This is a genomic window from Pseudomonas sp. RIT778 (assembly GCF_019718735.1).
GTDB classification, from domain to species: domain Bacteria; phylum Pseudomonadota; class Gammaproteobacteria; order Pseudomonadales; family Pseudomonadaceae; genus Aquipseudomonas; species Aquipseudomonas aphyarum.
In genome coordinates, this window is record NZ_JAIHBA010000015.1 from 92,410 (window position 1) to 113,021 (window position 20,612).

The 20,612-nt window shown below is 56.5% G+C and carries 23 protein-coding genes; 11 read left to right on the forward strand and 12 right to left on the reverse strand.

All coding sequences use genetic code 11. The features are described from left to right. Positions 1-51: 51 nt before the first annotated feature. From galE to K5E37_RS11725, 6 genes are all read left to right on the forward strand, one after another. Positions 52-1,068, forward strand: a complete 1,017-nt coding sequence (galE, locus tag K5E37_RS11700; RefSeq protein WP_221533886.1) for a UDP-glucose 4-epimerase GalE — start codon at positions 52-54, stop codon at positions 1,066-1,068. 227 nt (positions 1,069-1,295) lie between these two features. Continuing rightward, entirely contained in the window at positions 1,296-1,532 is a 237-nt protein-coding gene (locus K5E37_RS11705; RefSeq protein ID WP_003226528.1) for a hypothetical protein, read from the forward strand. A gap of 90 nt (positions 1,533-1,622) precedes the next feature. Next, the gene (locus tag K5E37_RS11710; protein WP_176240358.1) at positions 1,623-2,738 is read left to right on the forward strand and encodes a polysaccharide biosynthesis/export family protein; all 1,116 of its coding nucleotides are present in this window, start codon (positions 1,623-1,625) and stop codon (positions 2,736-2,738) included. A gap of 11 nt (positions 2,739-2,749) precedes the next feature. Then, entirely contained in the window at positions 2,750-3,415 is a 666-nt protein-coding gene (locus K5E37_RS11715) for a YjbF family lipoprotein (protein ID WP_221533887.1), read from the forward strand. A gap of 29 nt (positions 3,416-3,444) precedes the next feature. After that, positions 3,445-4,176 carry a capsule biosynthesis GfcC family protein gene (locus K5E37_RS11720; RefSeq protein ID WP_221533942.1) on the forward strand — a complete coding sequence of 244 codons (732 nt, stop codon included), beginning with the start codon at positions 3,445-3,447 and terminating at the stop codon, positions 4,174-4,176. Continuing rightward, complete coding sequence (locus K5E37_RS11725) at positions 4,173-6,251, forward strand: YjbH domain-containing protein (protein ID WP_221533888.1); 2,079 nt, start codon at positions 4,173-4,175, stop codon at positions 6,249-6,251. Before K5E37_RS11720 ends, K5E37_RS11725 begins: the two co-directional genes overlap by 4 nt. Before the next feature lie 279 nt (positions 6,252-6,530). Here the strand turns inward: K5E37_RS11725 and K5E37_RS11730 are convergent, their stop codons facing one another. From K5E37_RS11730 to K5E37_RS11740, 3 genes are all read right to left on the reverse strand, one after another. Beyond that, positions 6,531-7,925 carry an undecaprenyl-phosphate glucose phosphotransferase gene (locus K5E37_RS11730; RefSeq protein WP_221533889.1) on the reverse strand — a complete coding sequence of 465 codons (1,395 nt, stop codon included), beginning with the start codon at positions 7,923-7,925 and terminating at the stop codon, positions 6,531-6,533. A gap of 383 nt (positions 7,926-8,308) precedes the next feature. Next, the gene (locus K5E37_RS11735) at positions 8,309-8,968 is read right to left on the reverse strand and encodes a helix-turn-helix domain-containing protein (RefSeq protein WP_221533890.1); all 660 of its coding nucleotides are present in this window, start codon (positions 8,966-8,968) and stop codon (positions 8,309-8,311) included. A 293-nt stretch (positions 8,969-9,261) separates the two neighbouring features. Further along, complete coding sequence (locus tag K5E37_RS11740) at positions 9,262-10,002, reverse strand: winged helix-turn-helix domain-containing protein (protein WP_085608235.1); 741 nt, start codon at positions 10,000-10,002, stop codon at positions 9,262-9,264. Positions 10,003-10,508: 506 nt separating this feature from the next. On the opposite strand from K5E37_RS11740, the gene K5E37_RS11745 reads away from it, so the two are divergent. After that, on the forward strand, positions 10,509-11,342 hold the full coding sequence (locus K5E37_RS11745) for an undecaprenyl-diphosphate phosphatase (RefSeq protein ID WP_221533891.1): 834 nt from the start codon (positions 10,509-10,511) through the stop codon (positions 11,340-11,342). On the opposite strand, the gene K5E37_RS11750 is transcribed toward K5E37_RS11745, so the two are convergent. Together K5E37_RS11750 and dusA are read right to left on the reverse strand one after the other, a co-directional pair. Beyond that, a complete protein-coding gene (locus K5E37_RS11750) occupies positions 11,343-11,723 on the reverse strand; it encodes a DUF2388 domain-containing protein (RefSeq protein ID WP_260404139.1) in 381 nt (126 codons plus the stop codon). 75 nt (positions 11,724-11,798) lie between these two features. Then, entirely contained in the window at positions 11,799-12,818 is a 1,020-nt protein-coding gene (gene dusA / locus K5E37_RS11755) for a tRNA dihydrouridine(20/20a) synthase DusA (RefSeq protein ID WP_221533893.1), read from the reverse strand. 102 nt (positions 12,819-12,920) lie between these two features. On the opposite strand from dusA, the gene K5E37_RS11760 reads away from it, so the two are divergent. After that, entirely contained in the window at positions 12,921-14,012 is a 1,092-nt protein-coding gene (locus tag K5E37_RS11760) for a site-specific integrase (protein WP_221533894.1), read from the forward strand. Positions 14,013-14,038: 26 nt separating this feature from the next. After that, on the forward strand, positions 14,039-14,725 hold the full coding sequence (locus tag K5E37_RS11765; protein ID WP_221533895.1) for a hypothetical protein: 687 nt from the start codon (positions 14,039-14,041) through the stop codon (positions 14,723-14,725). Positions 14,726-14,752: 27 nt separating this feature from the next. On the opposite strand, the gene K5E37_RS11770 is transcribed toward K5E37_RS11765, so the two are convergent. The 7 genes from K5E37_RS11770 to K5E37_RS11800 form a co-directional block, all read right to left on the reverse strand. Next, entirely contained in the window at positions 14,753-15,022 is a 270-nt protein-coding gene (locus tag K5E37_RS11770; RefSeq protein WP_221533896.1) for a pyocin activator PrtN family protein, read from the reverse strand. Next, positions 15,019-16,761: a DNA cytosine methyltransferase gene (locus K5E37_RS11775; RefSeq protein WP_221533897.1), complete on the reverse strand. Its 1,743-nt coding sequence runs from the start codon at positions 16,759-16,761 to the stop codon at positions 15,019-15,021. Before K5E37_RS11775 ends, K5E37_RS11770 begins: the two co-directional genes overlap by 4 nt. Continuing rightward, entirely contained in the window at positions 16,758-17,111 is a 354-nt protein-coding gene (locus tag K5E37_RS11780; RefSeq protein WP_260404143.1) for a hypothetical protein, read from the reverse strand. The genes K5E37_RS11775 and K5E37_RS11780 overlap by 4 nt, the downstream gene beginning before the upstream one ends. Next, a complete protein-coding gene (locus K5E37_RS11785; protein WP_221533898.1) occupies positions 17,108-17,587 on the reverse strand; it encodes a hypothetical protein in 480 nt (159 codons plus the stop codon). Before K5E37_RS11785 ends, K5E37_RS11780 begins: the two co-directional genes overlap by 4 nt. Positions 17,588-17,645: 58 nt before the next feature. After that, complete coding sequence (locus K5E37_RS11790; RefSeq protein WP_221533899.1) at positions 17,646-17,963, reverse strand: pyocin activator PrtN family protein; 318 nt, start codon at positions 17,961-17,963, stop codon at positions 17,646-17,648. Between the two features lie 158 nt (positions 17,964-18,121). Beyond that, positions 18,122-18,406: a phage antirepressor KilAC domain-containing protein gene (locus K5E37_RS11795; RefSeq protein WP_221533900.1), complete on the reverse strand. Its 285-nt coding sequence runs from the start codon at positions 18,404-18,406 to the stop codon at positions 18,122-18,124. 10 nt (positions 18,407-18,416) lie between these two features. After that, positions 18,417-19,007 carry a hypothetical protein gene (locus tag K5E37_RS11800; RefSeq protein ID WP_221533901.1) on the reverse strand — a complete coding sequence of 197 codons (591 nt, stop codon included), beginning with the start codon at positions 19,005-19,007 and terminating at the stop codon, positions 18,417-18,419. Positions 19,008-19,375: 368 nt separating this feature from the next. Between K5E37_RS11800 and K5E37_RS11805 the strand changes: the two genes are divergently transcribed. Both K5E37_RS11805 and K5E37_RS11810 read left to right on the forward strand, forming a co-directional pair. After that, a complete protein-coding gene (locus K5E37_RS11805) occupies positions 19,376-19,999 on the forward strand; it encodes a DUF5343 domain-containing protein (RefSeq protein ID WP_221533902.1) in 624 nt (207 codons plus the stop codon). 1 nt (position 20,000) lies between these two features. Continuing rightward, complete coding sequence (locus K5E37_RS11810) at positions 20,001-20,585, forward strand: Swt1 family HEPN domain-containing protein (RefSeq protein ID WP_221533903.1); 585 nt, start codon at positions 20,001-20,003, stop codon at positions 20,583-20,585. Positions 20,586-20,612: the final 27 nt, after the last annotated feature.

The window sequence follows — 20,612 nt, forward strand, 5'->3', positions numbered from 1 at the left end:
AAACAGTGCTTGACACGCGAGTTGGCACTTTTCCCACTTATGGACCGCGCTATGAAGATTCTGGTAACGGGTGGCGCCGGCTATATCGGCTCGCACACCACACTTGCACTACTTGAAGCAGGTTATGAAGTTGTAGTTCTGGATAATCTTTGCAACAGCAGCGACGCCGCCTTGCACGCGGTGGAAGCCATTTGCGGCAAAAGTGCGCTGATGATTCGCGGGGATGTCTGTGACCGGGCCCTGTTGGACCGGATTTTCCAGCAGCACGCCATTGATGCCGTGCTGCACTTCGCCGGGCTCAAGGCCGTGGGCGAGAGCGTGCGCAAGCCGCTCGAGTACTACGAAACCAACGTCAGCGGCAGCATCACGCTGTGCCAGGCGATGGCGGCGGCGGGGGTGTTCCGGCTGGTGTTCAGCTCGTCCGCCACAGTCTACGGCGAGCCGGCGCAGATGCCGATTCGCGAGGATTTCCCGACGGGCAATCCGACCAATCCCTACGGCCAGTCCAAGCTGATCGTCGAGAACGTGCTGCGCGACCTGTGCCAGTCCGAACCGCGCTGGAGCATCGCTCTGCTGCGCTACTTCAACCCGATCGGCGCGCATCACAGCGGCCAGATGGGCGAAGACCCCAACGGCATCCCCAACAATCTGGTGCCTTACATCAGCCAGGTGGCGGTCGGCAGCCTGAAGGAATTGTCGATCTTCGGCGACGATTACCCGACAGTCGATGGCACCGGCGTGCGCGATTACATCCATGTGGTGGATCTGGCGGACGGGCATTTGAAAGCCCTGCAATCGATCGCCGACCGCACCGGCATTCATACCTGGAACCTCGGCACCGGCGACGGCTACAGCGTGTTGCAGGTGCTGCGCGCCTTCGAGCAGGCCTGCGGGCAGCCAGTGCCGTTCCGGGTGATGCCACGGCGTTCCGGGGATATCGCCGAGAGCTGGGCCGACGCCTCCAAGGCGGCAAAGGAGCTCGGCTGGAAAGCCACACGCAACTTGCAGGACATGGTCACCGACACCTGGCGCTGGCAATCGAATCATCCCCGGGGTTATCAGGGATGATGGCGTTTTAGTGCAATGTTAGTTTCAGTCAGGTTGTTAGATATCGTCGGGAAATTAGACTGGCAATGCCTTTTGCAAGTCCGTAGATATAAACCTGCCGTTCGACTTTTATCAGTTGGGTAAGACTGTGAAAGAACAACGGATCTTGTTCGCGCTTTTTGCGACTTGAACTCTACCACCTCTAACGAACACCCGATGTTCAGGTGCAATGTTAGAAAGGAGTTGATATGAAGAAAGTGATGGCGATCGCCCTGTTGACGATGTTGAGCAACTGGGCCTCCGCAGCTGAAGCGCCGCTTACAGCAGTGACCAATGTATCTGGCAGTGTCGCGGCTTCTACAGCGCCTGCTGCCAGTACTGCCATGGTTGCCAGTGCTGTAGCGGCGTCCAACAGTGGTGGAAGTGCCAACGGCGGTACAACGGGTACCACCGGTACCACGGGTACAACCGGCACGCACAACTAACTGAAGTATCTGTTGGTGCAGTACAAGGTCGCCCGACGAAAGTCGGGTGACTTTGTTTTTGGATTCGCCCTTGAATAGCGTAGTGCCATTATGACCCGTCGTTTTTCTCTTTTATTGTTGGCAAGTATCGCTTTGCAAGGTTGCATGTTCTCCCCCGGCCAGTACCTGAGCACCAGTAGCATCACGCGCCAGGGCGCCAGCGAAAGCAGCCGGGTCGAGCTCATTCAGATCACCCCCAAGCTCATCGCCATGAACCGCGCCACGTACAAGCGTGAGTCGGTGCCGGCGGAGTTGTTGGCGACCCCGGCCGAATACCGCATCGGCAGCAACGATGTCCTGTACATCACGGTCTGGGATCACCCCGAGCTGACCGCCCCTTCGGGTGCGCAACAGCAGATCGATGCCAACGGCCGTCTGGTGCGCTCCGACGGCACGTTGTATTACCCGTACATCAAGGAAGTCCAGGCCGCCGGCAAAACCATTCAGCAACTGCGCTCGGACATCGAGCAACGCCTCTCGGCGTTCATTGCCGAGCCGCAAGTGGATGTCGCGGTGCTGCGTTTTGCCAGTCAGAAAGTCGTGGTCTCGGGCGCCGTGGCCAAGGCCGGCCCCCAGGCGATTTCGACCAACCCGCTGAGCGTGGTCGAGGCCCTCGGTTCGGCCGGTGTCGATACCAACAATGCCGACTTGTCCGGGCTGATGCTGACGCGCAACGGGCGGGTCTATCCGCTCAATCTCGACGCCCTCAATCAGCAGGATTCCGAATTGCAGAACGTCTACCTCAAGGGTGGCGATCAGCTGTATCTGCCGTACAACGACAACAAGCGCATCTACGTGATGGGCGAGGTCAACCAGCCCCGTGCGCTGAGTTTCAAGACCGCCACCATGAACCTGTCCGACGTGCTCGGTTCGGTCGGTGGCCTGAGTCAGACCACCTCCAACGGCAACGCCGTGTACGTGATTCGCGGGGTCGAAAACCTCGATGTCGAGCCGGCGAAAATCTATCAGCTGGAAGCCGAATCGCCGACTGCCATGGCGCTCGCTTCGCACTTCGAAGTGCGGCCCCAGGATGTGGTCTATGTCGGGCCTGCCAACGTGACTCGCTGGAATCGCCTGATCAGCCAGTTGGTGCCGTCGGCATCGATTGTCGGGACGGGGGCTTCCGCTGCGAAGAACTGGAGCGAATACAGTAACAACAGCAAATAAGGCCGCCGACTGTGAAAACGTTGAAAGTGGGCGTGTGCCTGATGGCGGCCGCGTTGTTGAGTGGCTGCAATCCGCTGATGAGCGCTTCGTTGAACAACCTCAAGGCGTCGGTCATCGGACCGGATGAACTCGATGTGTCGGCGGAGCAGGTGGCCGGGGTCAAGTATCCCCAGCTCAAACTGACCACGCCGTCCGGTTCCGGGGTGCTGGCGCTGGTGCGCGAGCGCGAGGATCTGCAGTTCTGGGTCGCCTCTGGCAAGCAGGTGCTGCTGATGCGCGACGGCCTGGCGATGCGCAGCATCGGCCTGGGCGCGGAGGGGGATCTGGACGGCACGCGTCTGTCCGATGACTCGCCGTTCAAACAGGGTTTGCATCGCATCACCGACGGCTACACCAGCCGACGCTGGATCGACCTCTACAAGGGCCAGGAAGTCGGGATCATCGTCAACAGCCGCTTCTCTCGCCGCGCCCTCGAAACCCTCGAGATTCTCGACAAGGAATACACCGTGCTGCGTGTCGATGAGCAGATTGACGCGCCGGCCATCGGCCTGCGCGCGACCAATCGTTACTGGGTCGATCCGGTGGACGGTTTCATTGTGCAGAGTGAACAGCAACTGACCTCGCAGTTGCGGGTCAGGATCGTGCAACTGACCCCTGACCGCAGGCATGTCCCGTGAAGCGGCTCAGAGCGCTGTCGGCGTGCTTGATGTTACTCACCGGGATCAGCGAGGCAGCGGTCATCGTCAGCGGTGATGTGGCCAAACCGGGCCCGATCGAATTGCCGGCGGGCGGGCGTTTGCGCGATGTGATCGGCGAGGCCGTACCGAATGCCGAAGGCTACTGGTTGGCGAGTGTGCTGTTGCGTCAGTCATTGCTGGAAGAACAGACGCGGCTGAAGGTCGGCGTGCTGTTCGATCTGGATGTGCTGCATCGCATGGCGATGCTGTTCGACAAACCGAGTCGAGCGGCGCTGGCCCAGCGGCTGGCCGAGCAGGTCCGACAGATGCCGGTGACCGGGCGGCAGATCGCCGATCTCGATCCGGTGGCGGTGGAAGTCGGCTTCGCCCGCAACATCCGTCTCGACGATGGCGATCAACTGATCTACCCGAAACGGGTCGACGAAGTCGAAGTGCTGGGCGCGGTCGCCGAGCCGTGCCGCTTGCCTTACCAGCCGTTGCAGGAGGCCCGCGAATACCTGCAGGGCTGCACGTTGCTGGAGGCCGACGCCGATGCCGATTACCTGTGGCTGATCCAGCCCAACGGCGAATCGCGGCGGGTCGGCATCGCCCACTGGAACCGCGAGAGCGGGCAGATGCCCGTGGCCGGCAGCAAGATTCTGGTGCCGGTGAAAAACGATGATCTGGATCCGCCTGTCCCTGAACTGAATCAGCAGTTGGCCGAATTGATTGCCACGCAGTTGGCTGAGGTGGTTCGTTGAATTTGCGTTTTGCAGCTGTGTTGTTATTGCCATGTGGCCTGGTGCATGCCGAGCCACGCATTACCCAGAATGACTTCGGCGGCGTCGGTCTGTTGCAGACCCCGACCGCACGCATGTCGCCCGCCGGTGAGTTGAGCGTCAACGCCAACCGCACCGAACCGTACAGCCGATACAGCGTTTCGTTGCAGCCGCTCGACTGGCTGGAAGGTTCGTTTCGCTACACCGCCATCACCAACCGTCCGTACGGTTCCGAAGCGCTGAGCGGCAGCCAGAGCTATAAGGACAAGGCGGTCGACGCCAAGGTCCGGCTGTGGCAGGAAAGCCACTGGGCGCCGGAAGTGGCGCTGGGCTTTCGAGACATCGGTGGTACCGGTTTGTTTGCCAGTGAGTTCTTCGTGGCCAACAAGCGCTACGACAATTTCGATTTCAGCGCCGGCATCGCCTGGGGTTACATCGGTAACCGCGGCGACTTCGACAACCCGCTGGGCTGGGCCAGTGATCGCTTCAAGACCCGCCCGGATCTGGAAGGCACCGGTGACGTCAACGCCGGGTCGTACTTTCGCGGCAAGCCTGCGTTTTTCGGTGGCGTGAGTTACCAGACACCCTGGGATCGCCTCAGCCTGAAACTCGAATACGAAGGCAACGACTACAAGCACGAGCCGAAGGACAACATCATCAAGCAGGACTCGCCGATCAACCTCGGCGCGGTGTTCAAGGTGACCGATTCCCTCGACCTGAGCGCCGCGTGGGAGCGGGGCAACACGGCGATGTTCGGCGTGACGTTCCACACCAATTTCGTCAGTCGCAAGGCCCCGGCCAAGACCTTCGACCCACCGGCCGAACCGCTGCCGGCGAAGGCGCCGAGCACGACGATGGAGGAGGTCAACTGGGCCGACGTATCCCGGCGTTTGCAGCAGAACGCCGGCTACAAGGTCGAGCGCATCACCCAGCGCGATTCCGAACTGATCGTGTACGGCGAGCAGCAGCGCTACTTCCATTCGCCCAAGGCTGTCGGCCGCGCGAGCCGGATTCTCGACAACAGCGTCAACGACGACATCGACTGGTTCACCGTGGTCAACAAGCGCTACGACCTGCCGCTGGAAGAAACCAGCGTGCCCCGGCAGACCTTCCGCGAAGTGCTCAACAACGAGGAGCCGCTGGAATCGCTGCACCGCACCACCGAGATCAACCCGGCGATGCCGCGCAACGAGAAAACCCTCTACACCGAAGCGCCGCAGCACTTCAATTACGGCGTCGGCCTGGGCTTCAAACAGAACGTCGGCGGCCCCGATGGTTTGCTCTATCAGTTCACTGCCGATCTGGACGCCGAGTACCGCTTCAATCGCAACACCTGGTGGAACGGCTTGCTCAGTCAGAACCTGATCAACAACTTCGACAAATTCACCTACGACGCGCCCAGCGGCCTGCCGCGTGTGCGCACCGATTTGCGTCAGTACCTGACCACGTCGGACACCACCATGCCGCTGTTCCAGGTCAGCCACGCCGAGCAACTGGACAAGGATTTGTACGGCATGGTCTACGGCGGTTATCTGGAGTCGATGTTCGCCGGGGTCGGGGGCGAGGTGCTGTTTCGTCCAACCGGCAAGCGCTGGTCGATCGGTGCGGACCTGAACTACGTGCGTCAGCGTGAATTCGATCAGGGTTTCGGCCTGCGCGATTACTCGGTCTGGACCGGCCACATCACCGGCTACACCGACCTGCCGTTCGACACGCTGGCCGCGGTCAGCGTCGGGCGTTACCTGGCGGGCGACTTTGGCGGTACGGTGGATATCTCCCGCGAGTTTTTCAACGGCGTGCGCTTTGGCGCCTGGGCGACGATCACCACCGCCGGCAGCGCCGAGTATGGCGAGGGTAGTTTCGACAAAGGGCTGTACCTGTCGATCCCGTTCGACGAAATGATGAGCATGTCGACCATGCGCCGCGCCAACCTGGTGTGGGCGCCGCTGACCCGTGACGGTGGTGCGCGGCTCAATCGCAGCTTCCAGCTGCACTCGATGACGGACAGTCGGGAAGGGGACATGTTCTATCGGAACTTCGGGAAGATTACCGAGTAGGTTCGGGAGAGCGGGGAGTCAGTGGGAGTGGGGTTGCTCCGGGCGGTGTTCCACCGCTATCGCGAGCAGGCTCGCTCCCACATTTGTTTGAGGTGAATAGCAAATCCTGATCCGCTCATCATCCTTGTGGGAGCGAGCCTGCTCGCGATGGCGCTAGTACAGCCAACATCAAAGCATCTGTCACTCCTCGGCTTCAGAGCCCCGACCACCCCCCAAATCCCGCCCACAAAAAAGGGGACTTTCGTCCCCTTGCGGTGTTGCCTTCTCAAGCCCTGCGCCTCAGTAAATATCCTTCGACAGCAAGGTGAACGGCGTCTTCACCAGGATCTTCACATCCAGCCACAGCGACCAGTTGTTGATGTACTTCAGATCGATCTCAACACGCTTTTCCATCTTGTCGAGGGTGTCTGTCTCGCCCCGGCAACCGCTGATTTGCGCCAGGCCAGTGATGCCCGGTTTGATTCGGTGACGGGCCATGTAGGCGAGGATCTTGCCCGAGTAGTAGTTGTTGTGCGCCACGGCGTGCGGACGTGGGCCGACCAGTGCCATGTGGCCTTGCAGCACGTTGAACAGTTGCGGCAGCTCGTCCAGCGAAGTGCGACGGATGAAGCGACCGACTGGCGTGATGCGCGAATCGTTGCGGCTGGCCTGTTTGACGTCACGGTCATCGTGCACGCGCATCGAGCGGAATTTCCAGACCTTGATCACCTTGCCGTTCCAGCCGTGGCGATCCTGCTTGAAGAACACCGGGCCGGGCGAGGTGAGCTTCACCGCCAGCGCCACGGCCAGCAGTACCGGGCTCAACAGGATGATTGCCAGCAGGGCGACGGCTTTCTCCACCAGACTTTTGCTCAGCGCAGCGGTCGGGCGGCTGGTCAGCGGGCTTTCGTTGAGGTAGATCGCCGGCAGACCGTCCACGACTTTCACCGAGTGGTTGAGCAGCGTCAGGCTGTTCAGGTCCGGCACCCAGACCACGTCAACGTTGGCATCCAGCAGATCGACGTACATGGCCTCGATGTTGGCGGCTTCCGACAGCGGCAGGGTGATGTACAAGCGGCGGATGTCGTGGGTCTGGATCAGCTCGAGCAGCTCGTCCTGAGCGCCGACGACGCGTGGGGCGTCCGCTTCCAGGGACGGCTTGTCGCCGTTGCTGACCAGGCCGACCAGCGGCAGATTTTCGTGCTGGCTCAATTTCTTCGCCAGGCCCAGCGCCAGTTCGCCGGTGCCGACGATCAGGGTCTTGTGTTCGCTTTTGCGCGAACGCTGGTAGAACTTCGAGAACGCATGCAGCGGTGCGTACAGCAGCGCCTGACCGAGGAAACCGTACACCGCCCACTCAAGGATGACTTGCCGAGAGAACAGCGCATCGGCCTTGCAGATGAAGGCGATGAACGCCAGCCCGGCCATGGTCATGAACCAGCCCATGAACAGTCGACCCAGCCCGGTCAGGTAATTGTCTCGCTTTCGATACGCGCCGCTGAAGGTATAAGCCGGCACCGAGGCCAGTACCGCCAGAATCGTACACATCCGATAGTAGAACTCGACGGTGCCCGTGTGCTGTTCGGCGAGTATGAACAACAGTGAAACAATGAAAGTCTGTGCCAGCGCCCATTGGCCCCAAAAGGTCAGTCCCTTGAGGCCGGTGTTTCGATTGATACGAAGAGAAAGATCCATACGATATCCCCAAAAGACGTCCATTCAGGTTTCGACAGTAGAAAACCGAGTTGTTAAGCAGACTTGTTATTGTTGTTCGAGCCAGTGTCCTGAGGTAACAACGCCGGTATGCGGAACTGTCGTCAGTCAATAGACTAAGTTATTGCCGGGGATGCTGTCTGACGAGTTCTAACAAGATGGCACAGTGCCAACTTATTTAAATTTCCAATATTCAAACGTTAGAAAAGGTCGAAAGGCAGGGGGTGAATAATCAATCTTGTGTTTGCTATCGTAGGTGGGGTCAGGAGGCGGGTATAACCAGGGAGGGGTGAAACCAAACAGAGTGCTTTTTTATTTTTGTAATCGCACTTGTATCTGTTCGTCTTGTAGTGGGGGAATGTTGTTTAGGCAACAACTTCCTGGATCAGGCAATAACCGCGATTGCGTACGGCACGAAACAATCGTTCACCGTTGCTGGCGTTCTTGAATTTGTCTTGAAGACGGCTCAGGCACATTTCCAGTCCCCGGTATTGCTCCGGCTCGCGGCCGATGCTGAGGATCAGATCGTCCCGACTGACAACACGCTCTTCGTGGTGGAGCATTTTGCGGACCAGTGCGGTTTCGAGCCCGGTGAGACTGATTTCGACACCCTCTTTCGTCAATGCACCCTGATCATTGTCCAGATGCCAGGCTTCAGTGCAGGGCGCGTCGGACTCGATCGTTCGGGAAGTGTCGGAGGGGTCTTCGGACATGGCCGTGGAACTGTGGAACGAATGCGCCGATTGTGCGGCCAGCCATTCCGATTCGAGAGTGGCCAATATGCGCTGGGTATCATGTTCGATGCTGCGTGCGACATGCTTCCTTGTGCCGCGTGGGTAAGTGAACTCCATCAGCATCGGAGTGGAAGAGGGCGAAGCAACACCTTCAATAAACATTTGTGCCTGGGACGTGCCAAACGAATTGAAACGTTCGCTGGAGAGGATGTTCTCAAGTTCACGTTGCGACGCCGAGCTATTAGTCACGACAACAAAGTATTTTCTTGGGAGGGTTGTGCTGGTTTCCATGTCTCTCTCCTAAAGTACACACCAAATTTGGCGAAAAAAATAATGGGCAGGCGAGCAATGTTTTCCTCGGAAATAATCGACAGGCAGGGTCTGGGCCCAATGATGGCCCTCGATAAGTTCCACTCGGTCTGCTTTTAGAGTAATGGTTTATTGTTATGTTTAAGTGTTGCAGCGCTCATGCAATTGACAGCTTTTTATTAGATATGTGACGCAGTTAAAACAGTGAGACATCGGATTTTTAGCGCGTTGCATCAGACGTTCCCTCGTAAGCTGCAAAAGAGTGATTCCCTGAATCAGGCGGTCGAGATCAACCCCCTCATCAGACGATAGCCATACCCGCGAATGCTCTGTATGGCGTTCGTACCGTACACGTCCTTGATTTTCCCACGCAAGCGGCTGATGGATTTTTCCAGCGCCCGAGGATCGTAGAAATGGGTGTTGAGCCCCATGATGCTGGCGATTTCATCATGGCTGAGAATGTGATTGCCGGTCTGCGCAAAGGCTTGCAGGATCTTCATTTCGGCAAAGGAGATATCGAGTTTCTTGCTGGTGTCCGAGAGGCAGATGCGGGTGGGGTCCAGCACCAGGCTGATATCACGCTGCCATTCTTCACTGTTGAAGAACTCGCCCAGCAGTTCGCCGCTTTCATCGGATAAGGTATTGAGTTTGATACAGAAGTCGGCACCGGCCAGGAAATACTTGATCTTGTTGAACGCGCCGCGCCCGGTGATCACCGCACAAATGATCGGCTTCAAGTTGTCACTGCGCAGGCTTTCCACCCGTGCCAGGTTGTCTTCAAGAGCCTGAGGGCTGTCGATGACAATGAATATGGCCCGATACAAACCGTGATATTCATTTTGCTGATATGAACTAGCGTAAGAGTCGGCCTCAATGGCCAGATCAGACTGCACATGCTTCGCGATTAGCGCGCTAAAGTGTTCAGCCACGCCACGGGTACGACCCAGAGTGAGAACACCTGGTTCGTCGCTTGTGCGGCGCGGGCTTCTAGTCGCTAAGTTACCTGTGAGCATCATGCATTGACTCGAAAAGGTGCTGACATCGGGATGTTAAAGCACCGGTTCTCATCTGTGACTGACAATTGGTAACATTTGCGCGGATTTTAGACGTGGCTCCCGAGTTTTCTAACAATAATTAAGCTTTTCAAGCTTTTAGTTGCTTTTCTCGGGGCTCTGAACTAACGAAAGAGGGCTCGTTAGATGGTGGCAATGTGCAATGGTGCCACTATTTTGTAATTGTGGCGACCTGTTTTTATGTCCCTTGGCCACTACTGATTTGCACGCCAGTACAGGGAGTGTGAGGTGGATCACATTTTAAGGGGCGATGTGATTTTTAGCTATAACACCGACAAGTTCACACACGGACGTTTATTAACATGCCTTGAGTGTGGCTTTTGATAAGACATATTCTCCGTCCCCGAGTCGGGCAATGGGTGTGCATCTGCCAATTGTTTTACTTCAGATACTCAATGCCTGAATGCACTTAACGGCGCGCCCTCAAAGAGCGTGCCGACGGAGGATTAATGGATTTACTGACCTTGTTCCAGGTACTGATTCTTGGGGCGGTAGAAGGCCTGACCGAGTTCCTGCCCATTTCCAGTACGGGCCACCAGATTATTGTTGCCGACTTGCTGGAGTTCGGCGGCGAGCGCGCCATGGCGTTCAACATCATTATTCAACTGGGCGCCATTCTGGCCGTGGTCTGGGAGTTTCGCCCAAAGATCTTCGAGATCGTCAAAGGCCTGCCAACCCAAAACAATGCTCAGCGTTTTACCCGCAATCTGCTGATCGCCTTTTTCCCGGCGGTCATTCTCGGCGTGTTATTCGCCGACACGATTCATGAATACCTGTTCAACCCGATCACCGTTGCCGTTGCATTGGTGGTGGGCGGCATCGTCATGTTGTGGGTCGAGCAGCGGGATCATGTAGTGAGTGTCGACCATGTGGACGACATGAAGTGGGCTGACGCGCTGAAGATCGGTTGCGTACAGTGCCTGGCGATGATTCCGGGCACGTCGCGCTCCGGTTCCACCATCATCGGCGGTCTGCTGTTCGGCCTGTCGCGCAAGGCCGCCACGGAGTTCTCGTTCTTCCTGGCGATGCCGACCATGGTCGGTGCCGCGGTGTATTCCGGCTACAAGTACCGCGAACTGTTCCAGAGCAACGACCTGCCGGTCTTCGCCCTGGGCTTCGTCGTAGCGTTCATCTTTGCAATGATCGCCGTGCGCGGCCTGCTGAAGTTCATTGCGAACCACAGCTACGCCACCTTCGCCTGGTACCGCATCGCCTTCGGCTTGCTGATCCTCGCCACCTGGCAGTTTGGCTGGGTGAACTGGACGGCTGCGGCGGCAAGCTGATTACTGACTGCTGAGCAGCGCAGCGACGGCGAGGTCATTCAATTCAGAGTCGGGCGAATCCTGACGAAACCGCTGCAACGCCGAGGTGAAATACGCGGCTTGCAGCATGCCGTCACTGGCGAGGAAATAACGTGCCGCGTCTATTTCCTCTACCGAATACACACGTTTTTTCAGTCCGGAAATGTCCGACATCCCGTCGACTGTGACCATCGTCGTCGTGAAAACCAGAAAACCAGACATCTGGGTAGATTGAAAAGGGCCATTTTCCCCGTTGCCGCACCCCTTCGCAAAATCACAGGATGCATAGGCGCTTGCAGAGAGAGTCGAGATTAAAGCGAGGAGGGTGAAACGCTTGAATAAAACACAGCTGAACGCGGGCATAACCAAAAGACATCCTGTCAGTACAACAAAACTCCGGGCAACGCTCATTCGTTGCCCACACGCTCCAAGCGTCGATCAACGCCCGGCCAGCAACTCCGCCGCCTGATCCAGCAATGCCAGCGGATCCTTGGCTTTGTGGATATCCACCGACAACAACTGACGAAACTTGCGCGCCCCCGGGAAACCGGTGCCCAGGCCCAGCACATGCCGGGTGATGTGATGCATCGCGCCGCCGGCCAGCAAATGCTCGGCTATATAAGGCCGCAACTGCGCCAGCGCCTCGGCCCGACTGATCACCGGTGCGCTGCTGCCGAACAACTGCTGATCCACCTCGGCCAGCAGATAAGGATTGTGATACGCCTCGCGCCCCAGCATCACCCCGTCAAAGGTCTGCAAATGCTCATGGCAGGCCTCCATCGTCTTGATCCCGCCGTTCAGAATGAACTCCAGTTCCGGAAAATCCGCCTTCAACCGCGCCGCCACGTCATAACGCAACGGCGGAATGTCCCGGTTCTCCTTCGGCGACAACCCCTCCAGAATCGCAATCCGCGCATGCACCGTAAAACTGGTGCACCCGGCATCCCGCACCGTCCCGACGAAATCGCACAGCTGCTCATAACTGTCCCGCCCATTGATCCCGATCCGATGCTTCACCGTCACCGGAATCGACACCGCATCCCGCATCGCCTTCACACAATCCGCCACCAACTGCGGATGCCCCATCAGGCACGCACCAATCATGTTGTTCTGCACCCGATCACTCGGGCAGCCAACGTTCAGATTCACCTCGTCGTAACCGTGCTCCTGCGCCATACGTGCGCAAGCGGCCAGGTCCAGCGGAACGCTACCGCCCAACTGCAACGCCAACGGGTGCTCGGCTTCGTTGTGACGGAGGAAACGCTCGTGATCGCCGTTGAGCAGAGCGCCGGTGGTAACCATTTCGGTGTAGAGCAGGGCGTTTTTCGACAGAATGCGTAGGAAGTACCGGCAATGGCGGTCAGTCCAATCCATCATCGGCGCCACACTGAAGCGGCGAGACGGCTCGGAACGGGGAGGGCTAGTGTTTACGGATGATTGGGGTTTTTCGAAATTCATTGATACTGATCTTTTATACAGCAGTTTTTACCCATTTTTCCTTGTTTTCTGAAGTCGGTTGCTACAATGTAGCAAGCGAATTCGGCAATGTAGCAACGAGAAATGGGCACGATCACATCACGCAAGCGCAAGGACAACTCGACGGCCTACACGGCGCAGATACGGATCAATCGGGACGGACGAACAGTTTATCAGGAAAGCCAAACCTTCGACCGAAAGCAGGTCGCCCAGGCTTGGATCAAGCGGCGTGAGACCGAGCTGGCCGAGCCTGGTGCGATTGAGCGCGCAAACCGTAAGGGTGTAACGATCAGGAAGATGATCGAGCAGTACCTGAATGAGTACGAGAAGATCCGGCCGTTGGGCAAAACCAAGAACGCGACGTTGAAGGCGATCAAGGATACCTGGTTGGGCGACCTTGATGACTCGGCTCTGAACAGTCAGAAACTGGTGGAGTTTGCACAGTGGCGGATGAGTAAAGAGGGTGGCGGTGTTCAGGCGCAGACGGTCGGTAATGATCTCTCGCACCTAGGCGCGGTGCTGTCCGTGGCGCGACCGGCCTGGGGCTACGAGGTAGATCCGCTGGCCATGCCCGACGCTCGCAAGGTTTTACGAAAGCTAGGTATGGTGAGCAAGAGTAAGGAGCGCAACCGTCGGCCGACGCTCGATGAGTTGGACAGGTTGATGAGGCACTTTTTCGAAATGCAGGTTCGTCGACCTGAGTCGATTAACATGCCGAAGATGATTGCGTTTGCTCTCTTCTCGACGCGCCGGCAGGAGGAGATTACTCGGATTCGCTGGGATGATCTCGACGAGTCCCGGCAGGCCGTCCTGGTACGTGATATGAAGAACCCCGGACAGAAGATCGGCAACGACGTGTGGTGCCATCTGCCCGATGAGGCCTGGGCAATCCTGCAGAGCATGCCCAGGACTGAGCGGGAGATATTTCCGTACAACTCCAGATCCGTTTCCGCATCGTTCACGCGGGCGTGTCCGTTGCTGGGGATTGAGGATCTGCACTTCCATGATCTAAGGCATGAAGGCGTGAGCCGCCTGTTCGAAATGGACTGGGATATTCCCAGGGTTTCGAGTGTTTCGGGACATCGCGATTGGAATTCTCTCCGGCGATATACCCATCTGCGTGGCAGGGGCGACCGATATTCAGGATGGCAGCACTTAGAAAAAATCCTGCGATGACAAATGAATGGATTTAGGGAGATAGTGTGAGGAAGGGTATTTTCAAAAGAAAGCAGGGCGTCGTTACGAAGTGGAAGTTAAGGGGGGGACGGCTTTTAGGTCTTTTGATAACAACGGGGGCGATAGGTTTTATTGCAGCAAGCGCTTATGGTTTTTTTGTCAAGGATATTTCCTTGGATTTTATAAGGCCTTATGGTCGATATTATATATTTCAACTGAGTAATGAAACTCCAGTTGATCAGCGCGTCAGCTCATTTAAAGTGATTCCGCCTGGTCCTCAATCTTTGATTTTTAGAATTACCAGGGATATTTATGGAGAGCTTGATATAAATGGATCTGCTACGCTTCCAGGAGGTAATATCAGCTGGATCCCAGCGGTTGAGTTTCATGAGTTAGATGGTAAAGAGTTGCAGGCCCATTCTGCGCATAAATTTCGCATGCCTCCGTTAAGTAGTAGGGATTATATGCAGCCTGTGGCTGCGATACTTGAAGTTCAATATGATGTGCTTCCAACCAACGGGATACTGGCTGGACTTGACAAAATATTGCGCGCTATCGGGTTGCGTAATTCTTCCACGAAAACTAGGTATCTAGTAGTTGATAACTATTGGCATGAAACTCGTTCTGAGTCACTAGGAGAGGCTATACGTATAGCTTGTCGTGATAATGATTCGCTTCGATCAGACTTGTGTGGTCGGGACAAAGCTGAATAAGCAAAAGGGGGCTGGCGCCCCCCTTTTTCATGCTTCTCTGCCCATAAACTTGTTTTGCTCAGTTCTGGCTTTTTCACGCTGCCTATCAATGTAATCGGCTAAGTCTTTCAAATGGATGCCGAGGGCTGCCTTCTGGGTATTAGCGCCCATGCGGATTACTGGAATATCAATTTCCCCATCTAATTGTTTGCGCTTGAATTTCTCCACGGACAAATGCATGTAGTCTTCGCATACTCGGCCGAGCGGAATGACTGCTTGCCCTTCATATTGAGCCATCAGTAAGAAGAGTGTATTCATGCAGCCACCATAACTTTGTTTGTGTTTTCCGTCATATTTGCTTCAATCAAAGCCATCATCGGCCATGGAGAAACAGAATTGCCCACCATCAATACTTGATCTTTCTTGCTGAACTTCTGGCCGTCGTGGCCGTGGTCAATCACGTAGTTGTCCGGAAAGCCCTGGGCTCGGTAAAGCTCCCGTGGCGTCAGCATGCGCATGCCAATGTCGACGATAACGTATGGCGTGCCCTTGATCACCACGGTAACCAGGGCCAACCGATCTCGTGTGGTGATCGTGGCGGCCGGATCGCGCAGGTCGTAGATGTTGTCAGTGCCGTAGTACCCCATTAGGAAAGCGGCAACGCGCAGAGCGCCTTCCTCCACGTCTGGTGCGAGTGTGTACTCGAGCAGCGCGTGATGTTCTGCGCCGGCACAGATAGTAGAGATCGGCTCGTCCATCGCGCTGCCTACACAGTTCTTGCGCAGGGTCAGCAGATTGGCGGTCACCAACTGCTGTTGGCTGCCCGTCGTGGTTATCGCTGTCAGAGGCTGGTCTGGGTGCCGTCCCAACGTTTCGTTGAAACCACCGTTGTGCTGTGCGATGTAGGCCACGGCGAGCGCGAAGTGCCCACCCTTTACCTGCGCGCAGATGGTCCCCAGCGGTGCATCTGCTGCCATGGTCCGCTGGGATGTTGCGTTGGCGTGCTCTGTGAGGAAGGGCGCGACCTGTGGCGTCACCAGGGCGAAGCCATGCGCGCCAGTGATGGTCTTGGTTGGATCTTGCACCGACTGGCATCGAGTTATGTCGTTGCCTGAATGGTTGACGCTTACGATGAACGGGTCGGCATGATCGACCACATAGCGGCGGGCACCTTTGCGAACGCGCTCCATGGTCTTGCTTGCCAATGGCCGGCGTACGCCAGCGGCACGGCCTTCTTCTTTCGTCAGAAAGATGCTGGGGCAGGGGATCGACCAATCGATGCAACTGGCAGCATTACGCCAAGCTTTTTGACCCTTCGCGGGTTCTTTGAAGTGGGTCGGCTGCGGCCAATACAGCGGCTTGCCATCGCATCGAGCGACCATGTAAAGGCGTTCGCGTGTGGTAGCGGCGCCAAAATCGCAGGCTTTGAGTTTTCCATGCAGGATGTCATAGCCCATGTTCTTGAGGATCTGTAGGAAGCGGCGCCAGGTCTTGCCCTTTCGTTTCGGATCAGGCACCAGGTATTGATCCTGGACCGGAACGCGCTCGCCTGCTGCGGTCACGCTCCCATCGCGGCGAATCACCCGGCCGGTGGTTTTGCATCGCTTAGCAATCAAGGGGCCCCATTGCAGGATCTGCCAGACGTTTTCCATAGTGATGAGGTCGGGTTTGACCTGCCCGGCCCACTTGACGGTGACCCATGACAGAGAGCGGCTGGCACTGCTGCGTGGTTGACCTCCTGCAGCAAGGCTGTGATGGGTACATTCGGGGCTCGCGTGTAGGTGTGCGACGGGGCGGCCTCGTGTCGCCTTTCGGGGGCACACCTCATAGACGTCCGAGATGTAATGCTCTGCGCCTGGGTGGTTGCGCTTGTGCATGCTGATGGCTTTGGGGTTGTGGTTGATCGCGATATCGACGGCTTTGCCCGTAGCCATTTCCTGGCCCATGGTTGCGCCGCCACCACCGGCAAACAGGTCGACGCGGATCTTGCCCATGAGGTCGAGGCCAAATTGGGTGATGACGGCAGTGCTTATTGGGGCTTGGGAAAAGGCGGTCATACGCGTGCTCCATGCGTATACCCCACGACAGGCTGCGCGAGCGGGCGATTTTGAGCGGTTCGCGTTGCATTGGATGTGGCTGCCTCGCGCAGCTTTTCGTGGGGTATGAGCGCCTCGGTGGTGCTGCTGGAAGGAGCAATAATGCTCTCTGCTGCGCAGCAGAGGCTGTTTGTTTCTAGTGTGTCGACGCGGGTTTCCTCGCGGAGCAAAGCGGTCGTAGATTGGGTGTTTTGCTGGTCCTTTTGCATGCCGCTTTCCTCCGAGGTTTGATTGCGCGGTGGTTCGTCAACCGCTGATGAGGCGTGAGCCGGGTTGCGGTGGCTGTGGGGTTGGGAGCGAACTTGGCTCATGCGGCGCTCTCCTGATCTGCCGGCTGCAGCAGGGCAGCCATGGCGAGCGCTTGGTCGCGGAGGGTGCGTGTGTCGCGTTCCAGCTTTTTGCCGGTGCGAAAGGCGCTGAATGTCTCGGATGCGATCCGAAGTTTTTCGGCGATTTCCAGTAAGGTGAGTCGTTCCTGTTCACCCATTTTTGACGCAGCGAGGGCGCGCTCGTAATGGGCGTAAAGTTTCTCGCGTTGGTCATTGGCCCGGCAGAGGGCGAGTTCCAGGTTACGGTTCTCTTCCCAGCTTTCAGATCGCTGAATGGCTTTGCCTTCATCCATTCCATCTCGATACCCAACACAGCCGCCAACGTCATAGCCTTCGCTGTAGCCCTGTGATTGGCCCTCGTCATGGCCGTTGTTGAATCCGTTCCGGTAGGCGAGCCAGTAAATGCCGGCGGTCATGAGGACGATTGCTATCAGCGCGCATATTTGAATTGCAGTCATGTGGTGTGCTCCTGGTGATGTTATTGGCTGGTGGTGGCAGCCGTTCGGCTTGTGGTTGTTACTCGGTGGATTCTTCCTGCTGTCGCTGCATGTCTTCGTCGGCCTTGTAGGCGCGGATGTCGATCAGGGAGGCGACGTGGCGGATGTGGGCGTACTTCGGTGCCTTGCGGCTGGTGTCCAGCGTGGTGATGGGGAGCTGGATGCGGCCGCTGCTGATCTCGGCCACGAACGATTGTTCGTTGAGGTTGCGGAAGTACTGCTCGCGCACTTTCTCCAGCGGGATCAGGACGTCGCCGAAGATGCGGTAGAGCAATTCGACGGTGGCTGACTCCGGTGCTGGGTGCAGGCGCAGCGGGTTTTGGGCTGTGTTACTCATGGCTTTGTTGGGCCTCCTTGCGTTGTTTTCGGGCCGGGTGGTTCCAGGCGTTCAGGCAGTGGGTTCTGGTCAGCTCGCGCAGATGTTCGGGCACTTCGAGGAGCGCGGCGTTGCGCTCCTCTCGTGTCCGCATGGCGATGATCTGGCGGGCGTATTCCCTAGGCCACGTCACGGATGTCTGCCGGGATGGCAGGCAGGTCGATGCCCAACTGTTCGGCCAACCAGCGGATGCCGGGTTGTTTCACCCGGGTCGACTGGCTGTACTGCATGCCGAGTTGGCCGTGGTACCACTGGACGTCCTTAATGCGCAGGTAGTCGCGGTCACGGTTGGGGTAGGCCGGTAGGTTCTTCTCGTTGATCAGGCCTTTTTCCCGCATGCGTGCGATGAGTTTTGGCCGGGTGAGGCCGAGCTGGGTTGCGGCTTGGGCGAGGGTGCGTTCCATAGCATTCCCCTTATGCCGCGTGCGCGGCTGGGGTGGCCGCTGCAGCGAGGTGGTTGATGGACTCGGTGACCTTGCCGTAGATCTCGACATCGGTGCCGTACGCGGTGAAGCAGCGAGTGTGCGGGCTTTTGTTGCCGATGCTCAGGATGGTGGTGACGCCTGAGCGCGATTGGGTGCGGTGCAGCGCAGCTTGCAGGGGGTAGTCGAAGCCCATGTCGAGGCTTAGCACGCCGCCGGTGCGTACCAGTTCGAAAACGCGTTGTTTGTCCGAGACCTCGAAGCGGCCATATTCGCGGCTGGCGTGCGGGCGGTGCACCAGGTCGCTGGTGTTGCTCGCATCGAACGGGCCGTTGGCGATCTCTTCGATGAAGTCGGCCAGCTTGAGGTGCGTTTTCTTATCGTTCTGCAGGGTCAGCGTGTGGCGTTCGCTGCCCAGCTCTACGACGAAGGTGCTCGCCGTTGTGCCGCGTTCGACCTTGAGACGGAACGCCAGGCACTCACGCTTGGGCGCTGTCCGGAGGACGTGGTTGAAGGTCTCGGTCAGGTTGACCTGAGCGTTGAGCAACTGCAGCGTGCGGTTGTCGATTTTGTACTTGATCATGCTGCATGCCCTCCGCCATTCGGATCGAATGGGGTAGGGGCAGGACGTGCGAGCTGTTTCGGTTTGCTGGTGACAAACGAGCAGCCGCTCTCGCGTGCTAAGCGGCGGATTTCGAAGATTCGGAAGGGGTCAGTAGCGGCCGGGTGGACGTGCAGGGTTGCTGTGGTGCGCATGATGTGCCTCGCTCTGTGGTGGAAGAGTGAGGATGATATTAACCTTAAGGGTTATCAAGTCAACAAAAAACAACCTATATGGTTATTTTTTTGTCCTGAGAGATTCTCCTTCTCGCGGAGTGACGGAATGAATAAAAAGTGATACTGATGTGCCAGCGGCCCTGCTTTCGCAGGCAAAAACTAAAAGGGATCTTTATGGCTAAGAATTACCCTGCTTTTGTGAACGCCACCTCTGCAGTCAGTAAGATTTTGGAGAAGATAAAAGTCGCTGCTACACCTGATCGATTTACTCAGGATTACCTTGCCACTGAACTCGGCTTTCCAGGAGGCGGTGCAAGAGCGTTTATTCCGTTAGCCAAAAAGCTAGGGTTATTGGGAAGCGACGGAACACCCACAGATTTGTATAGGCAGTTCAGAAATACAAACGCAGCTACTTCCAAAGCCGCTATGGCGAAGGCAATAAAAAATGCTTATTCAGATGTTTATGCTCGTAACGAATATGCCCATAGTCTGAGTCGCGCTGATTTTGAAGGGCTAGTAGTCGAAATGACAGGGCTAGAAAAAGGTAATGGTACTGTCAAGGCCATTGTCTCCACCTTTGAGGCCCTCAAAGCATTTGCAGAATTTAAAGCGGTAGATGCGGAGGAGCCAATAATTTCCATTGAGAAAAAAATCTCAGAGTCCTCATCTAATGAAGAATATCCCGATGTGCGCTTGGGGCTTTCTTATACGATTAATTTAGTTCTTCCGAAGACTGATGATGTGTCAGTCTTTAACGCAATTTTTAGAAGTTTGAGAGAGAATCTGTTGAGGAAATAAAATGGACGATAAGATCAAAGTCTTCGCTTTTTCACATCAAATGGTAGAAAGAGCGCTCGATGGGGTTGAAAAAGGACTCCAGATAGATCTCCTGCGAACGGATTTATCGGAAAGGGCGGGAGATAAGGATCAAGATTATTATCCACAATTTACAATGGATATTAGGTCAGAAGCCAAGGAAATGGCAGTTCATTATGAGCTCTTTTATTGCTTGGAAGTCTCGATAAGAACTTTGATAAAAGACAAGATGAAGTCTGAACTGGGTTCTGATTGGTGGAATTTAAGTGAGATTCCTGAGCCTATAAAGAAAAATGTGAAAGATAATATTCAAAGAGAGCTGGACTCTTCTTTTACCCAAAGATCGGATGATGAGCTAGATTATACGACCTTCGGTGAGCTTGGGGATATTGTGAGAAAGAACTGGATTCATTTTGCTGATATTTTTTATAGTGAGAAAGCATTCAATAGAGTGATGAACAGTCTGAACTTGCTGCGTGGGCCGATTGCTCATTGTAGTCCTCTGGCAGAAGACGAAGTCGTTCGTCTCAAGCTTACACTTAAGGATTGGTTTCGTCTCATGGAGTAATCATTTCCAGAATGATTTTTTCTGGAC

What these genes read in the sequence shown, in the direction of transcription:
- K5E37_RS11780 (WP_260404143.1), bottom strand. Translation starts at nt 17,111, where the DNA reads ATGAGCCAAGTTCGCTCCCAACCCCACAGCCACCGCAACCCGGCTCAC.
- K5E37_RS11705 (WP_003226528.1), top strand. Translation starts at nt 1,296, where the DNA reads ATGAAGAAAGTGATGGCGATCGCCCTGTTGACGATGTTGAGCAACTGG.
- K5E37_RS11795 (WP_221533900.1), bottom strand. Translation starts at nt 18,406, where the DNA reads ATGGAACGCACCCTCGCCCAAGCCGCAACCCAGCTCGGCCTCACCCGG.
- K5E37_RS11720 (WP_221533942.1), top strand. Translation starts at nt 3,445, where the DNA reads ATGTTACTCACCGGGATCAGCGAGGCAGCGGTCATCGTCAGCGGTGAT.
- K5E37_RS11785 (WP_221533898.1), bottom strand. Translation starts at nt 17,587, where the DNA reads ATGACTGCAATTCAAATATGCGCGCTGATAGCAATCGTCCTCATGACC.
- K5E37_RS11770 (WP_221533896.1), bottom strand. Translation starts at nt 15,022, where the DNA reads ATGAATACACTCTTCTTACTGATGGCTCAATATGAAGGGCAAGCAGTC.
- K5E37_RS11810 (WP_221533903.1), top strand. Translation starts at nt 20,001, where the DNA reads ATGGACGATAAGATCAAAGTCTTCGCTTTTTCACATCAAATGGTAGAA.
- galE (WP_221533886.1), top strand. Translation starts at nt 52, where the DNA reads ATGAAGATTCTGGTAACGGGTGGCGCCGGCTATATCGGCTCGCACACC.
- K5E37_RS11710 (WP_176240358.1), top strand. Translation starts at nt 1,623, where the DNA reads ATGACCCGTCGTTTTTCTCTTTTATTGTTGGCAAGTATCGCTTTGCAA.
- dusA (WP_221533893.1), bottom strand. Translation starts at nt 12,818, where the DNA reads ATGAATTTCGAAAAACCCCAATCATCCGTAAACACTAGCCCTCCCCGT.
- K5E37_RS11730 (WP_221533889.1), bottom strand. Translation starts at nt 7,925, where the DNA reads ATGGATCTTTCTCTTCGTATCAATCGAAACACCGGCCTCAAGGGACTG.
- K5E37_RS11800 (WP_221533901.1), bottom strand. Translation starts at nt 19,007, where the DNA reads ATGATCAAGTACAAAATCGACAACCGCACGCTGCAGTTGCTCAACGCT.
- K5E37_RS11760 (WP_221533894.1), top strand. Translation starts at nt 12,921, where the DNA reads ATGGGCACGATCACATCACGCAAGCGCAAGGACAACTCGACGGCCTAC.
- K5E37_RS11735 (WP_221533890.1), bottom strand. Translation starts at nt 8,968, where the DNA reads ATGGAAACCAGCACAACCCTCCCAAGAAAATACTTTGTTGTCGTGACT.
- K5E37_RS11750 (WP_260404139.1), bottom strand. Translation starts at nt 11,723, where the DNA reads ATGCCCGCGTTCAGCTGTGTTTTATTCAAGCGTTTCACCCTCCTCGCT.
- K5E37_RS11740 (WP_085608235.1), bottom strand. Translation starts at nt 10,002, where the DNA reads ATGATGCTCACAGGTAACTTAGCGACTAGAAGCCCGCGCCGCACAAGC.
- K5E37_RS11775 (WP_221533897.1), bottom strand. Translation starts at nt 16,761, where the DNA reads ATGACCGCCTTTTCCCAAGCCCCAATAAGCACTGCCGTCATCACCCAA.
- K5E37_RS11745 (WP_221533891.1), top strand. Translation starts at nt 10,509, where the DNA reads ATGGATTTACTGACCTTGTTCCAGGTACTGATTCTTGGGGCGGTAGAA.
- K5E37_RS11805 (WP_221533902.1), top strand. Translation starts at nt 19,376, where the DNA reads ATGGCTAAGAATTACCCTGCTTTTGTGAACGCCACCTCTGCAGTCAGT.
- K5E37_RS11790 (WP_221533899.1), bottom strand. Translation starts at nt 17,963, where the DNA reads ATGAGTAACACAGCCCAAAACCCGCTGCGCCTGCACCCAGCACCGGAG.